The sequence below is a fragment of the Leptospira noumeaensis genome, from assembly GCF_004770765.1.
GTDB lineage: Bacteria > Spirochaetota > Leptospiria > Leptospirales > Leptospiraceae > Leptospira_A > Leptospira_A noumeaensis.
In genome coordinates, this window is the sequence record NZ_RQFK01000033.1 from 341,347 (window position 1) to 355,469 (window position 14,123).

Annotated in this window: 14 protein-coding genes; 6 read left to right on the top strand and 8 right to left on the bottom strand. The window is 37.8% G+C overall.

The features are described 5' to 3' along the window. The 6 genes from EHQ24_RS18425 to EHQ24_RS18450 are packed head-to-tail and all read left to right on the top strand — an operon-like array spanning position 1 to position 5,082. Entirely contained in the window at positions 1–1,191 is a 1,191-nt protein-coding gene (locus EHQ24_RS18425) for a phosphoglycerate kinase (RefSeq protein ID WP_135603053.1), read from the top strand. A 1-nt stretch (position 1,192) separates the two neighbouring features. Next, positions 1,193–1,942 (top strand): triose-phosphate isomerase, encoded by a 750-nt coding sequence (gene tpiA, locus EHQ24_RS18430; RefSeq protein WP_135603054.1) that lies wholly within the window; start codon positions 1,193–1,195, stop codon positions 1,940–1,942. 9 nt (positions 1,943–1,951) lie between these two features. Then, the gene (gene secG, locus EHQ24_RS18435) at positions 1,952–2,284 is read left to right on the top strand and encodes a preprotein translocase subunit SecG (protein ID WP_135603055.1); all 333 of its coding nucleotides are present in this window, start codon (positions 1,952–1,954) and stop codon (positions 2,282–2,284) included. Beyond that, positions 2,244–2,912 carry an LIC_12096 family protein gene (locus tag EHQ24_RS18440; RefSeq protein WP_135603056.1) on the top strand — a complete coding sequence of 223 codons (669 nt, stop codon included), beginning with the start codon at positions 2,244–2,246 and terminating at the stop codon, positions 2,910–2,912. Before secG ends, EHQ24_RS18440 begins: the two co-directional genes overlap by 41 nt. Before the next feature lie 8 nt (positions 2,913–2,920). Further along, on the top strand, positions 2,921–4,072 hold the full coding sequence (locus tag EHQ24_RS18445) for an LIC_12097 family sensor histidine kinase (RefSeq protein WP_135603057.1): 1,152 nt from the start codon (positions 2,921–2,923) through the stop codon (positions 4,070–4,072). Next, entirely contained in the window at positions 4,069–5,082 is a 1,014-nt protein-coding gene (locus EHQ24_RS18450; RefSeq protein ID WP_135603058.1) for a response regulator transcription factor, read from the top strand. The genes EHQ24_RS18445 and EHQ24_RS18450 overlap by 4 nt, the downstream gene beginning before the upstream one ends. A gap of 86 nt (positions 5,083–5,168) precedes the next feature. Here EHQ24_RS18450 and EHQ24_RS18455 read toward each other — a convergent pair whose 3' ends face one another. From EHQ24_RS18455 to EHQ24_RS18490, 8 genes are read right to left on the bottom strand one after another with little or no spacing between them, the layout of a single operon-like run. Continuing rightward, the gene (locus EHQ24_RS18455) at positions 5,169–6,236 is read right to left on the bottom strand and encodes a hypothetical protein (protein WP_135603059.1); all 1,068 of its coding nucleotides are present in this window, start codon (positions 6,234–6,236) and stop codon (positions 5,169–5,171) included. A 7-nt stretch (positions 6,237–6,243) separates the two neighbouring features. Further along, positions 6,244–7,500: a nicotinamide-nucleotide amidohydrolase family protein gene (locus EHQ24_RS18460; protein ID WP_135603060.1), complete on the bottom strand. Its 1,257-nt coding sequence runs from the start codon at positions 7,498–7,500 to the stop codon at positions 6,244–6,246. Between the two features lie 8 nt (positions 7,501–7,508). Next, the gene (gene argS, locus EHQ24_RS18465; RefSeq protein ID WP_135603061.1) at positions 7,509–9,284 is read right to left on the bottom strand and encodes an arginine--tRNA ligase; all 1,776 of its coding nucleotides are present in this window, start codon (positions 9,282–9,284) and stop codon (positions 7,509–7,511) included. A 2-nt stretch (positions 9,285–9,286) separates the two neighbouring features. After that, entirely contained in the window at positions 9,287–9,541 is a 255-nt protein-coding gene (locus EHQ24_RS18470; protein WP_167483105.1) for a hypothetical protein, read from the bottom strand. Next, entirely contained in the window at positions 9,538–10,287 is a 750-nt protein-coding gene (gene recO, locus EHQ24_RS18475; RefSeq protein WP_135603062.1) for a DNA repair protein RecO, read from the bottom strand. Before recO ends, EHQ24_RS18470 begins: the two co-directional genes overlap by 4 nt. Next, positions 10,288–10,755 (bottom strand): rRNA maturation RNase YbeY, encoded by a 468-nt coding sequence (ybeY, locus tag EHQ24_RS18480; protein ID WP_135603063.1) that lies wholly within the window; start codon positions 10,753–10,755, stop codon positions 10,288–10,290. It lies immediately after the preceding gene. After that, positions 10,752–13,118 (bottom strand): HD family phosphohydrolase, encoded by a 2,367-nt coding sequence (locus tag EHQ24_RS18485; protein WP_135603064.1) that lies wholly within the window; start codon positions 13,116–13,118, stop codon positions 10,752–10,754. Before EHQ24_RS18485 ends, ybeY begins: the two co-directional genes overlap by 4 nt. Beyond that, on the bottom strand, positions 13,115–14,122 hold the full coding sequence (locus tag EHQ24_RS18490) for a PhoH family protein (RefSeq protein ID WP_135603065.1): 1,008 nt from the start codon (positions 14,120–14,122) through the stop codon (positions 13,115–13,117). The genes EHQ24_RS18485 and EHQ24_RS18490 overlap by 4 nt, the downstream gene beginning before the upstream one ends. Position 14,123: the final 1 nt, after the last annotated feature.

Sequence of the window (14,123 nt, forward strand, 5' to 3'; positions counted from 1 at the left end):
ATGAAATTACCTCTTCTAGAAGAACAAAATCTAAAAGGAAAAAGAGTTTTTGTCCGTGTGGACTTCAATGTCCCTGTAGAAAACGGAAAAGCAACAGACAAAACTCGGATCGAAAAAACCCTTCCCACTTTGGAATTACTCATTTCCAAAGGGGCAAAGATCATTTTGGGAAGTCACTTAGGTCGCCCCAAAGGCGGGCCTGAGCCAAAATATTCCATGAAACCCGTGTTTGATGTACTTTCCACACTTGTAAAAACCAAAGTCAGTTTCTCGGAAGCTGTCGTTGGAGCGCCAGTAGTGAAGTTATCAAATGAACTGGGGGAAGGTGAAATTTTACTTTTAGAAAACCTTCGTTTCCATAAGGAAGAAGAGGAAAATGCACCTGCCTTCTGTAAGGAATTGGCAAAACTTGCTGATGTTTATGTGAACGATGCTTTCGGAACTGCACATAGAGCCCATGCCTCGACAGAAGGTGTGGCTCACCTTCTCCCTGCTTTTGCAGGACTTCTGATGCGCAAAGAAATCGAAGTTTTAAGTGGACTCCTTGCAAGACCAGAACGCCCTTTTGTGGCGATTGTGGGTGGATCCAAGGTAAGTTCCAAATTTGCTATTTTAAAGAACCTACTGGAAAAAGTAGATCATCTACTCATCGGTGGGGGGATGGCTTATACCTTCCTCAAATCGAGAGCGGTTCCCGTGGGTAAATCCCTTGTGGAACCAGACTTTGAATCCCAAGCCTTCCAACTCATTGACCGAGCGGGAATCCAAGGAGTGGACCTTCAAATTCCAGTGGATCATATCATTGCGGATGCCTTTGATCCCAATGCCAAAACCAAGTCTGTTGATAAAATGGGAATCATTGACGGTTGGATGGGAATGGACATTGGCCCAAAAACCGTAGATAATTACATCAAAGCAATCAAAGAAGCCAAAACCATCCTTTGGAATGGACCGATGGGAGTTTTTGAAATGGACAAGTTCTCGAAGGGAACCATTGAGATTGCAAAAGCCATTAGTAAATCCAAGGCCAAAACGGTTGTGGGTGGTGGTGATTCGATTGCTGCTGTGAACAAAGCGGGTGTTGCAGACAAAATTACGCATATTTCCACTGGTGGCGGTGCTTCTTTAGAATTTTTAGAAGGACGAACTCTACCTGGTGTACAATGTTTAATCCCTAAGGAAGAAAATTAAAATGAGAAAGAAGATCATCGCCGGAAATTGGAAAATGAATTTAACTTTGGCAGAAGCAAGTTCCATCACAAAAGGACTAGTTTCTACAAGTGACACATCGGCTTTTGAAGTGATGGTCTTCCCCAGTGCTCTTCATTTAGAAACAGTTTCTTCCCTTGCCAAAGGATCAAAACTCATCGTCGGGGCACAAAATGCTTACCAGTCCGGACTCACAGCAATGACTGGAGAAATTTCTCCCGCGCAATTAGCGGAACTTGGCATTACTACAGTTCTTGTGGGTCACTCAGAGAGGCGCCAATTTCTCGGAGAAACTTCCGAATTTGATAACCAAAAGATTTTATACTTTTTGAAAGCCGGTCTCCGCGTTGTTTACTGCGTGGGTGAAACCTGGGCAGAACGAGAAAAAGGAAACACCTTTACTGTGTTAGAAGACCAAATCAAAAAAGGTCTAAAAGACATTACAAGTGACCTTTTTAAAAACCTCGTCATTGCTTATGAACCTGTTTGGGCGATCGGAACTGGAAAGGTGGCAACACCTGTGGAAGCGGAAGAGGCACATGCCTTTATCCGTAAAGAAATAGGAAATTTATTTGTTGGTGCTGGTGTGATTGCGGAAAATATTCAAATTCTTTATGGTGGATCGGTAAAACCGGACAATATCAAAGAATTACTCGCCAAACCAAATATAGACGGTGGCCTCGTGGGAGGAGCCAGTCAAAAATTAGATTCATTTTTAGGACTTTTAAAATAAGGAAACAATATGGGATTTTTTGCAGGAACCATCCTCACACTTTTTATTCTACTCTCACTCTTTCTCATCCTTCTTGTCATGATCCAAACTGGAAAAGGCGGAAGTGCAGGAATGTTAGGTGGATCCACCGCGAGCCAATCGGTTTTTGGGGCATCCACAGCTGACGTAATGACAAAAACAACAAGAGTGGCAGCGATTCTTTTTATCGTTCTATCACTGGCTTTATCCTTTGTTTTTGCAAAAAAAGACGAAGTATTGGTTCCTGATTTAGAACCAAGTTTAGAGACTCCGGTAGAAACTGATGGAAGCACTCCCGAAGTACCGGCTCCTACTACTCCTTAATTTATTCTTCTTTAGTGCCAGTCTTTTAGCTGAGACTGCCATTTCCGAAAAAGAAAATAGATTAGATAAGGAAATCCTTAGCCTTTACCGAGATATCGCTAAAGCTAGGGAACTTCTGTCCTACGAAAACCTAACTTCCCTTCCAACAAATACAACCATCAGTTTTATTGGAACTTATCCGAATAGAACTGGAATTCGGATTCGGAAATACAAGGTAGATCCAGACCCACAAAATAAAAATCGAATCAAACATTCGGAAGAAAAATCGATTCTCTTAGAATTTAATGGTTCGGTTCTCTCCAAGGTAGAAGTTTTGGTGGTCACAGAAGATACAGAAATCGAACAAAAAACAAAAACTAAAATTTCGGACTCCTCTCCTTTGGATGAATCTTTAAATGATATGATAATTAGTTTCTCTGGGCTTGAGGGCAGTGATAGTTTTCCACTATCTTCTTTACGTAATGATGATATCAAACAGGAACGAAACGATTTTAAAAAAGATTTTTATATCAAATTTCTTTTAGACTTTCACAGCCAATTGGCATCCATTACCGCCTTACAGAAAACTGGTGGAAACAAAAATCAAAAGTCCATGTTCAAACAACTGAACCAGTCTTTGGGATATTAATTTTGCCTATGAACTCCCCAAGTGGTAGTAATGGAAACGACTCTGCCTCAGTAGAAAAGGTAGCGGAAAAAGCCCGCGAACTTGAGGCCATTTACGATGTGGTGCAAGACCCGCTGGTTCTCATTGATTCCGATTTTAATATCCAAAGAGCCAATCTTGCGACCATCTTATTTGCCAAAAACAATAAATACGATGAACTCCTTGATCGTAAATGTTATGAAGTTTTATACCAACGAACAGACATTTGTCCCTACTGCCCCAAAATCAATGTAAAAACAAAAGAAAAAAACCAAACTTATTCTACTCCTATCACAAGAGAGATTTTTTTCCGATCCGAAGATAAAAAACAAACCTTACTTTTGGAATTTTATCCTTACCCAAAACAAGAAGACCTTTTTTGGATGGTGGAAAAAATTTCAGATGTTACCAAACAAAGAGAAAAAGAAGAAGAATCCTTTCGAATGCGTAACCTTGCTTCTCTTGGGATTTTAATTTCCGGGATTGCACACGAGTTAAATAACCCACTGACAGGAATTAGTCTAACTCTCCAAAACCTAAAAGCAAATTGGCAGAACCAACCTCCTGAACAAATTGAAAAACGATTGGATATGATAAGAAATGATATCTCTCGGGCAGCAATCATTGTTTCGGATATTATTTCTTTTGCAAAAACCGATAAAGTCAAAGTAACGCTGGGTGACATTGTAGAAACAATCAACCGTGCAAAAGATACGGTCATTCGCCTCTACCCTCACTTAAGTAAAAACATTGTTTGGCGAATCTCTTGCGACCATGACTATCAGTTTCCGTTTCATCCAGGAAAGATGGAACGTTTGTTTATGAATTTATTCAGAAACTCACTCCAAGCCTTTGATTATAGACCTGGGGAAATTTCTATTGAAATCAGGAAAACCAAAAACTGGCTTCATATCATTGTGGAAGACAATGCAGGTGGAATTCCTGATGCCATCATTCAAAAAATATTTGATCCATTTTTTACAAGTAACAAATCAGGAACGGGAACTGGTCTTGGACTTTCTATCTGCCACTCCATTGTCAAAGAACATGATGGTAATATTTCAGTGAAATCCAGTGAACAAAAAACAAGGTTTACGATTTCCTTCCCCTTGACCAATGATATCACGGAGCAAAATCCATGAAGCAGTCGATTCTAATCGTTGAAGACATTCATTCCATTCGCGAAGCGATTATGGATTTACTCAGCACAAAGTTTAATGTTTTTGGGGCTGAACATTTTGAAGAAGCAGTTTGGTATCTAACGAATGAAAAAATAGATTTAACCATCACTGACATTCGCCTTCCTGGAAAATCAGGAATTGATTTAGTCAAACTCATACAAAAAGAATTTCCTCATATATTGTATGCACTCATGACTGCTTACAATATCAACGAATACATTAAATATGCAAAAGATCTCCATATTTGGAATATCATTCCGAAATACAGTTTTTTAGACATTCACCTCATCGAAGTGATGGTAGAAAAGTTACTTTCCAATGACATCTTTGGAATTGAAAAATATTTCACCGGTGATTTTAAGGTTTATAACCAAAACATAAGTAGCGAATTTGAAGAAGCACCAAATAACGGGATCATTTACAAACAAATTAAATCTGACCAAGACCGTTCGATTTTGTGTGGAAAAATTTCTAAAAACTTAATCCAACTTGGGGCACCAAAAGCAATCCAACAAGTGTTAGAAGAACTCACTTCCAACGCTATGATCCGAGCCCCTCGTACCCATGAAGGGGAATACAAATACCAATTCGAAATTCCTAGTCACGATATGGTTGTCCCACTCGACAATATCCAACTTATGCCTGATGATTATTTTTTAATTGGATATGGAGCCACAGAGAGCACCATATTCATCGTTGTGCGAGATCAGTTTGGCTCACTAAGGAAAGAAGAAATTTTACATAGACTCGATCGTCATATAAGCATTGATGATACAACTGGGTTTCCCAAAGGTTTGGAAGACAGTCATGGTCGAGGTCTTTATATTTGCCGCGAAATTTCTGACCAACTCATCTTTAACATTGAACCAGGAGTTTGTACAGAAACCATAGCGATGATCAACCGAGAAGGAAGGACTGGATTTAAATCTCTTTCCATCTATGAAGTAGATCCCAAAAAAACAAATCCTTAAATGTAAAAGGAAAAGTTCTGCGCGACTCACTACAAACAACAGACCTTCAGTTTACGAAAAACCCAAAGATCTGAAACTTGAATGAATCAGAAAATTTGAAATTGCATCAAATCAGATTTAGATTGCATATAAAAAACAGAACTAGTTTTTCCAGGAAAAAATCGGATTGGTAATTCGGAAGGTGGGATCCGTTTCGAACGAATCAAGTTTCCTTTGGTATTATAAAACTGAATTTCCGATTCAGACAAAACTACATAAACCGAATCTGTTCCAAAAACCGACTGGTATACCCCTCCTGACTTTTGTTTGGTTTTTTCCCAAACCAATTTTCCATCTCGATAAAAGGCCAGTGTATCAGGTAAGTTAAAGAGAATAGATCCATCATTCCCTGTCACAAAATAAAGTTTGTGAGGATAAAATTTGGGAAGAGAAAACTCTTCAACTGTTTCTCCTTTTTCATCCAAAACCAATACAAAATCTTTATCTAGTAATGAATAATGTACGGAAGAATATTTACCATCAGGCGAAAGTGAAACGGATTTAAAAAAGGAATCCTTTTTCTCTTTTGAGAGATCACTCTCAAAAAGGACATTTCCTTTTTCATCTAAGCGGTAAATTTCCCCTCCAGAAAAAAGGACAATCACACCTTTGTTTTTAGAATCAAACTGATAATCAGTAAGAAACCTTCCGTTCAACTCGGATTTGCCGACGCGGTTTCCACTTTCGTCCATAAGGAAAACTGTGTTATTATCACCTGCTAAATACAAAACTGGAGAAGCAAAATAACCACTCCTAGGATAAGAATTAATTGGTTTTTTCCAGAAGAGTTCCGAAGCATCGGAGAAAAAATTTACCTCATCTCCTATCTTTTCATATAACAAATATCCATTGGATAACAAAGGAAAATCAACCAGATACTTTGGATCTGTTTCTAGAAACTTTCCTGTTCGGAAAGAATAATACTTCCCTCCAGTTCTGTATCCATTGATTGTTTTTAAGGGATCTTCACCTATCTTTGGTGAGGTCGTCCCAAATCTGCCTTCGCTATTCCAAACCCAAGTTTCCCGGATATTCGGAACTAAATTTAAATCTACGTCCCAACTAAAAAAGAATAAAAGAAAAAAACCGAGGAAATAAACAATGGTATGTAACATCTTAAACTTAAACCTTCCTTTGTTTTAAAGATTGGTATATTAAAAATAAAGCTGTATTACTTGCATTTTCCCGAATACTTTCTCTGTTTCCAGGAAAAAGATAGGAATGACTTTCTATGGAACCATCGGAACTTTTGATTCCAATCCAAACAGTTCCTACAGGTTTCTCATCTGATCCGCCATCTGGACCCGCAATCCCAGTAATGGATATAGAATAGTCTGCTTTTGTTTTTTCAGATATTCCTTTTGCCATAGCAATTGCCGTTTCTTTACTGACAGCACCAAACTGGTCTAAGGTATCTTTAGAAACACCAAGTAAAGATTGTTTTAAATCATTTGAATAGGTTAAAAACCCACCTATAAAATAGGAACTGGATCCGGGAGGGTCTGTTAGTTTTTTTCCAAGAAGGCCACCAGTACAACTTTCTCCTACGGCAATGGTTAACTTTTTAGAAATTAACTCTTCATGGACAAAGGTAAATACATCATCTGAAATAATTTTTGGGTATTGCGATTCTAGAGCGGCAACAACGGTTTCTAATTTATTTGAATCGGTAGATTGAAAAATACACTTAATATAACCCCTGTTTGCTGTAACCCCCCATTCAACACCTTCAAAAAGTTCCTCTCTATGGGTTTCTACAAAATCCTTTTGGTAAAGGGATTCACCAATATTCCACAACCATTTTGTTTTTTGGACCAAGTTTTCTCTGGGGTAAATTCTTTTGAGTTCGGGAGTGAGTCTTCTTGTGAACATTTCCTTCATTTCGGAAGGAACACCTGGCATACAAACCAAATAGGAATCCACCCCAATGGATTCCATAAATCCAACTGCTATGCCTACACTATTGTCCAAAGTTTTACAATCTTCCGGAACATGTGTTTGGCGAATGACTGTAGGCAAAATATCGCTGTATTGTTTTCCACGTGATTCATAAATTCTCTGTAAACGAATCTTTGCCTTTTCCACAGAGTATGATTTTTTTCCACTGAGTTTTAAAACCGTTTCCAAGGTATAATCATCTTCCGTGGGACCAAGGCCACCTGTCATAAGGGCAAGCACTGGCCTTGATTCAGAAAGTTTCTTTAGGATTTGGAGTTCGGATAAAATAAGGTCTGGATCATCAGGTAATGCGATAATTTTTTTAACCTTCCAACCCAATTCAAACAATTGATTTGCCATCCAACCAGAGTTAGTATCCAAACTTCGTCCTGCGGTAATCTCAGAACCAGTTGCTATAATGACAATGTAAGGTGCTTCCATTGATATTTTTAAGTCTCTTCTTTTGACATCTTCTCTGGTGCTGATATTCCGAGAAGTTTTAGTCCACTTTCTAAAGCATACTTTGTATACAGCACAAGTGCCAAAAGGGTATCTCTTTCGTTTCCAGATTTGTCTTTGATCCGATTGTCTTTTTGTGAATAAAACTTTGTGAAAGATTTACTTAAGGATTGTAGATAGTTTGTAAGACGATGTGGTTCAAAACTAGTTGCAGTGTCATAAACTTCTTCCTGAAGTCTTGCTACCCAAAAAAGAAGCCTTGTTCGCTCTTCTTGTTTTAAAAATTCAACTGATACTCCTTCCTTTAAAAGATTTAAGTCCATCGGAACTTGTAATTCTCGAAAGATAGAGCAGATCCTTGCATGTGCATATTGAATATAAAACACTGGATTTTTGTCAGATTCATCCTTCGCCAAATCCAAATCAAAATCAAGAGGTGCATCAGAACTTCTCATTAAAAAGAAATATCGTCCCACATCTTTCCCTTGTTTTCCTAAATAAGACAAAAGATCGCGCATCGTTTGGAAAATTCCCAAACGTTTACTCATTTTCACTTTTTCTTTGTTTTCGATTAAGTTCACTTGTTGGGCGATGAGGACTCGGAAACTATCATCTGATTTCCCAAAGGATTTCACAGCACCTTTCAAACGTGCAATATATCCATAGTGGTCAGGTCCCCAAATATCGATGAGAGTATCAAATCCTCGTGTGAATTTATTATAATGGTAGGCGATGTCCGCCATTAAGTAAGTAGGCCTACCATCTTCCCGTCTTATCACACGATCTTTATCATCACCATAGAGTGTGGAGAGAAAGTGAAGTTTTCCATCAATTGTGGTTACATCTTCTTTTTTTAAGATAGTAGGAACTTTCTCCACGTCCCCGGATTCATGCAAACTTCTTTCACTAAAAAACAAGTCAAAGTTCACTCCAAAAAGAGCCAAATCTTCTTTTTGCCGACTTAAATTGTATTCTACCGCATACTTAGAAAGAAAATCAATTACCTCATCCCATTTTTCCGAAGATACAGAATCAAAAATAAATTTTGTCCGGGATTCATCTTCTAAACATTGAATAACAATTTCTTTGATGTATTCACCACGATAACTTTCTTTAGGTAAAATTCTCTTTTTAATGAGTTCGATCACTGGTATGTCGGACTCTTCTTCTTGGAAACTGATGGTTTCGCCCTTTGATTCAAAAATACGAAGTAAAACAGCAACTCCAAGTAAATACACTTGGTTCCCATAATCATTCACATAAAACTCTCGTTTTACGGTATGGCCAAGACTTGATAATAAATTTGCAAGCGCATCCCCATAGGCCGCAGATCTTGCAGACACAATGTTCATAGGTCCTGTTGGATTTGCAGAAACAAACTCTAGAAGTATTTTTTCCTTTTTTTGTGTTTCGGCAAATGATACATTCGGAAACATAACAGACGCAACATAGTGATTAAGAAACTCTGTTTGAATTCGGAAATTAATAAACCCTGGTGGTGAAAAAGTAACAAATTCAAAAAAAGTATGGTTCTGAATTTCCGCTAAAACTCCTTCCGCAATTTCTTTTGGATTTTTGTTAAGGATGTTTTTGTTTTCCAAAGCAAACGGAGATGAATAATCACCGAATTTTTCATCACGAGAATATTCAATTCGGATTTTTAAACTTTCTTTAATGGAAGTAAGGTTGTTTTTTTCTAAATAAATATTTATGGCTTTCTCTAATTCAAGAAGCACTTGTTGTTTTAATAATTGATTCACATTCATTTCTAATATTTAATTTCCATCTTTAATTTGTCTGAATTTTGCCAAAGTTCAAAACTTCGCATTTTGAACCGTGATATAAAATGAGGAATACTTTCTTTTTCTTCCCTAAGGGTGATTTTGAAGGGTTCAGACATTTCCTTTCCAATCCCTATTTTGTCCTTCTTTCGCAAATTCTCTCCTTTTAGTAGGAGTTGGAACAATGCAAAAAAAACAGACAGAGTCATACAAAGTAAAATTGTCTTTGTAATTGAATTCATAAATACCCTATTGTTTTATAAAACTCGAAGTATGATTTTAACTCTTTCCCGAATAGAGATCTCAAAAACTGATTCAAAATCAAATCTCCATCTCTATATTCCGATTCCCCAGTGAAAATCCCGAGCACGTTCGAAAATTTCTTTGATAACATAGTATGAAATAGTTTCAAAACAGGCAAATGATCTTTAGGGATAGGATGGCAATCAGAACACAAAAATTCACGTTCACCCACAGAAAAGTAAGCCGCTCTTTTCGAAAGAACTTCCTCCCCACAGGTGTGACAATAGAATTCGGTAGGAAAATGGCCCATATGAGCCAGGGCACGTAATTTAAAAAAAGGAAGGATTTGTTTTTGAAATCCCTTTTCGTTACTTGTCTCTAAACTCCCGGATAAAAGTTGAAACAAAAAAGGATGACTTTCTCCCTCTGGATAAAGAAACGATGTTAGTTCCGTTACATACAAAACAAACAAAGTCCCTAAATAATCAGATTTTAATTCATCATAACGATTGACTAAATGAACCTCCTTAATGGACTTCCAATCCTTTTCAGCTTGGTCATAAAAATCAAGCTCCACAAGAGATCCAATTTCCGTTGTAATGATGGCACGCCTTTTGGACTTACGAATTCCCTTACTTAGAAAATTCATCCTGACATTGGATTCTCCCGCCAAACTAATGAGTCTGTCACTATCACCAATATCACGACTCTGTATCACAATTCCTTTTTCCTTTCGAATGGCCATTTAAGATTCAAACACCAATTCCAAACATTCATCTTCTTTCTTTCGCATTTGGATGGCGTCTTCTTCGTTTGTTTCATGGTCATAACCAAACAAGTGCAAGATTCCATGAACCAGAAGTCGGTAAAACTCATCGATTACCGAGTGACCAACTTCTTTGGCTTGTTTACGGCAAGTATCCATTGAGATCACAACTTCCCCTAAGATCTGAATGGGTATGGGAGGAGATTCAGAATACAATGGAAAAGAAAGTACATCTGTTGTTTTACTTAGTCCCCTTCTTTCTAAATTGATTTCTTTCATCAATTCATCATCCACAAGTAGAATGGAAAGTTCTAATACTTGTAAAAACTTAGGACTTAAAAACTTAAGTATACGTTCCGAATTATTTAACACAAGATCTGATTTAATTTCTATGTCCCCACCCCACTGGTCATTCAAGTGGGTGGAAACCATAAGTGAGGAATTCATTTTTTATTTTTTTTAGAACCGGCAGACTCCAAAGCTTTGGTATCTTCCGGTTTTGGGTATTTTGGTCTTTGGTGTAAACTAGAAAGTAAAACTTCTTTAAAGCTAGATTTGATAATTTCTAAATCCCCAATGGTAAGTCCACTTTCATCCAACTGGTTCTCCGCAAGTTTAGAGTTTACTATTTTACGAATAAGTTCATCTAAACTTTCCTGGGAAACTTCATCTAACGAACGAGAGGCGGCTTCTAAAGAGTCGGCAATCATTACAATTGCGGTTTCTTTACTTTGTGGTTTAGGACCAGGATACTGAAAATCCTTTTTATTGATATTTTTCCTGGCAGAAGGAGAAATCTCTTGTAAGGCTTTATGATAAAAAAATGCCATTGTTGAGGTTCCATGATGTTCAGGAATAAAACTTATGATTTCTCTAGGTAACCTGGCTTTTTTTGCCATTTCAATTCCATCTAACACATGATCAATGACTGTTTTTGCAGCAAGGGCCGGATTGTTTTTATCAATATGTTCCGGTTTTGGAATCAAATGTTGGTTTTCTACAAAAAACCCAGCATTGGGAATTTTTCCAATGTCATGGAAATAAACACCAACCCGCACAAGGAGCCTATCCAAATTTAAATTTTGAGCCGCCCTTTCCGAAAGTGCAGCCACCATAAAAGTATGAGTATAAGTAGATGGAGCTTTGGTTAATAATTGTTGCAACAATGGATGGCCGGTGTCTGCAAGTTCGATGAGTTTGAAACGCGTAGGAATATTGAATATATACTCATACATCGGTAACAAAAACTGAACGGCAGTAGCACTCGCAAAACCATTTACAAAACACATCACAGTGATTCTAAATAAATTGGAATTGGTTAGATCACGAAAGAATCCAGCTCCGGTTGTTACATAAAATTCTCTGCCATCAAACAAATATCCTGCGGTTGTGATGAGAATCTGAACAAAGGTAAGAAGAAAACCAGCCTTTAAAAAATCGATTCGTTTGAGAAGCCGTCTTCCGTAAATAGAACTCATAACGGCTACAGTAAAAGCCAACATAAACGATGTTGGGTTGTATCTTGAGGCAAAAAAGACCGCAAATGCTAAAAAGAACCCAATCGCAATGGAAAGTTGTTCATCATAAACAAATCCAAGAAGTAAACAAAGCATTCCCACAGGAACAAACATTCCAAAATAATAAACACCCGACAAATCACTGTCAGTTGCATAAAATACTTTTGAAAGCAGATAAATGGATGCAATCACAATCCAAAGGGTAAAAAAGATGATGAGGTTACTCGAGAGGTCATTGAGTCGATTTGGCCTGTAACGAATCAAATAAAACCCAACGATCACAATTAACACACATTGAGTGAGAAAAATAGAAATTATGGATGCCAAATTTGCACGAGTGGCATAACGGTTCATCATATCCAGTTTTAATTTTACTTCTGGAGTGATGACATCGCCAGAACGGACGATCACCTCATTGGCTTGGATTCGACTTTTCTGAATGGGAATAGAACCTGCAGCCCGCATCCTTGCATTTTCCGTTTCTTCTGGGTTGTAATTACATGCAGGATAAGAATACACATAATAAAGTCCGATTCTTGAAACTGCTTTGAGTAGGGAATCAGAAACATTTGGTAACTTTTCGGAAGCTAACTTTGATAAAACGGAAGCAACAGGCCCTTCTTTATAAATTTGTGATCTGGGAATCACCAAATTCCCATCGATGATAGAAGTTTGGTCTTGGGTACCAATATTACGAATTTTGGCACCGGCTTTGTCCAAGTCTTTGGCAAAAGGAAGGTCTTCTTTTACGATACAATACTTAGAAAATATTAAGTTCGTATATTGTTGGATAAAGTTTTTTAATTTATCTTTTCTTGGATAATCCAGTATGGCTTGGATTTCTTCGTTTGTACGATTGCGCCATCTGGGGATACGATCTTTTACAATCGCAGGTGTTCCCTTACCTTCTGCAAGAATAGAACGTAAGAGTTCCACATCTTCCGAAAGATTGGTATCAATCCCTGCAACTAAAATTCCAAAATCTTTATCAAAAGCAAAAGGAACATTAGCGACTGCCTTTTGTTTTTCCCCGTTTGTTTTTTCTGCATCTTCATACGAAAACTCTTTAACCGACTGAATGGTCTCTGGGGCAATTTTACCTTCCGAAAATAACCCATCTGGATCGGTATCCACTTTTGTTTGTCCAAAAAATGGTATAGAAAGTACATAGGTAACAAATAAGAGAGTTAAAAAAACTAAAACAATTTGGGTGTTACGAACCACAGACACTGGCCTAACTTTCGTTAGGAAATCTGTGATTTGGGTCATTGGTGAATCTAATAAGGTTTTCATGGTTTTTTTGAAAATAGACTTTCGTTTTCTTCAAATCGTCTGACGATAGATTCGACGATGGGGTGACGGGTGATATCTTCTCTTCCAAAGAAAATTGTTTCGATTCCGTTTAGATTTCGCAAAGTATAAACCGTTTTTTCTAATCCTGACCTACCATGAGCCAAGTCAATTTGGGTGGCATCTCCAGAGATTGCCATTTTGGAGTTTTTTCCAAACCGAGTCAGAAACATTTTTAGCTGAGGCAAAGTACAGTTTTGTGCTTCGTCCAAAATGATAAAGGAATGAGAAAGAGTTCGTCCTCTCATAAAAGCAATGGGAGCAATTTCAATTTTTCCCACTTGTAAGTATTCACTTGTTTTTTCAAAACCTATGCATTCGTGTAACGCATCATAGATGGGACGTAAGTATGGGTTTACTTTTTGTGTTAAATCACCCGGAAGAAATCCTAAGTTTTCACCGGCTTCCACAGCAGGCCTTGTGAGAATCAGCCTGTCCACTTCTCCCGTTTGCATCATACGACATGCCGAAGCAATGGATAAAAAGGTTTTACCAGTTCCCGCAGGTCCCATAGCAATGGTGATGTAGTTTTTATGAAGGCTATCTACAAAACTTTCCTGATTTTTGGTGCGAGGAAAGATGGGTTTTCCTTTGAAGGTAACAAAAATTTTGTCTCTCGGAGTCCAAGTCTCTCCTTCCTTCTGGAAGTCAGAAGATCCTGGGGTCGGCCAACCACCGCTGGAATCTTTTACCTTATTTACTAAATAATCGATATCAAAAAAAGAATAATCGGCTTTGTCGGGTCTACGTTTGAAATTTTCTTCCACCTTTTGAAAGGTATCCAAGGCAACCTGGACTTGGTCATCGCTTCCTTGGATGATGAGAGATTTTCCACGAGGGATGAGTTTTACATTGAGGCGACTTTCCCATAACGGGAGTTTGCTGTCTCCAATCCCACATACCGTTTGGTAGAGGGACTCTTCCTGAAATGTAAAACTTTCATCCATA

Coding starts and splice junctions, on each gene's coding strand:
- EHQ24_RS18425 (WP_135603053.1), top strand. CDS start 1: ATGAAATTACCTCTTCTAGAAGAACAAAATCTAAAAGGAAAAAGAGTT.
- tpiA (WP_135603054.1), top strand. CDS start 1,193: ATGAGAAAGAAGATCATCGCCGGAAATTGGAAAATGAATTTAACTTTG.
- secG (WP_135603055.1), top strand. CDS start 1,952: ATGGGATTTTTTGCAGGAACCATCCTCACACTTTTTATTCTACTCTCA.
- EHQ24_RS18440 (WP_135603056.1), top strand. CDS start 2,244: ATGGAAGCACTCCCGAAGTACCGGCTCCTACTACTCCTTAATTTATTC.
- EHQ24_RS18445 (WP_135603057.1), top strand. CDS start 2,921: ATGAACTCCCCAAGTGGTAGTAATGGAAACGACTCTGCCTCAGTAGAA.
- EHQ24_RS18450 (WP_135603058.1), top strand. CDS start 4,069: ATGAAGCAGTCGATTCTAATCGTTGAAGACATTCATTCCATTCGCGAA.
- EHQ24_RS18455 (WP_135603059.1), bottom strand. CDS start 6,236: ATGTTACATACCATTGTTTATTTCCTCGGTTTTTTTCTTTTATTCTTT.
- EHQ24_RS18460 (WP_135603060.1), bottom strand. CDS start 7,500: ATGGAAGCACCTTACATTGTCATTATAGCAACTGGTTCTGAGATTACC.
- argS (WP_135603061.1), bottom strand. CDS start 9,284: ATGAATGTGAATCAATTATTAAAACAACAAGTGCTTCTTGAATTAGAG.
- EHQ24_RS18470 (WP_167483105.1), bottom strand. CDS start 9,541: ATGAATTCAATTACAAAGACAATTTTACTTTGTATGACTCTGTCTGTT.
- recO (WP_135603062.1), bottom strand. CDS start 10,287: ATGGCCATTCGAAAGGAAAAAGGAATTGTGATACAGAGTCGTGATATT.
- ybeY (WP_135603063.1), bottom strand. CDS start 10,755: ATGAATTCCTCACTTATGGTTTCCACCCACTTGAATGACCAGTGGGGT.
- EHQ24_RS18485 (WP_135603064.1), bottom strand. CDS start 13,118: ATGAAAACCTTATTAGATTCACCAATGACCCAAATCACAGATTTCCTA.
- EHQ24_RS18490 (WP_135603065.1), bottom strand. CDS start 14,122: ATGGATGAAAGTTTTACATTTCAGGAAGAGTCCCTCTACCAAACGGTA.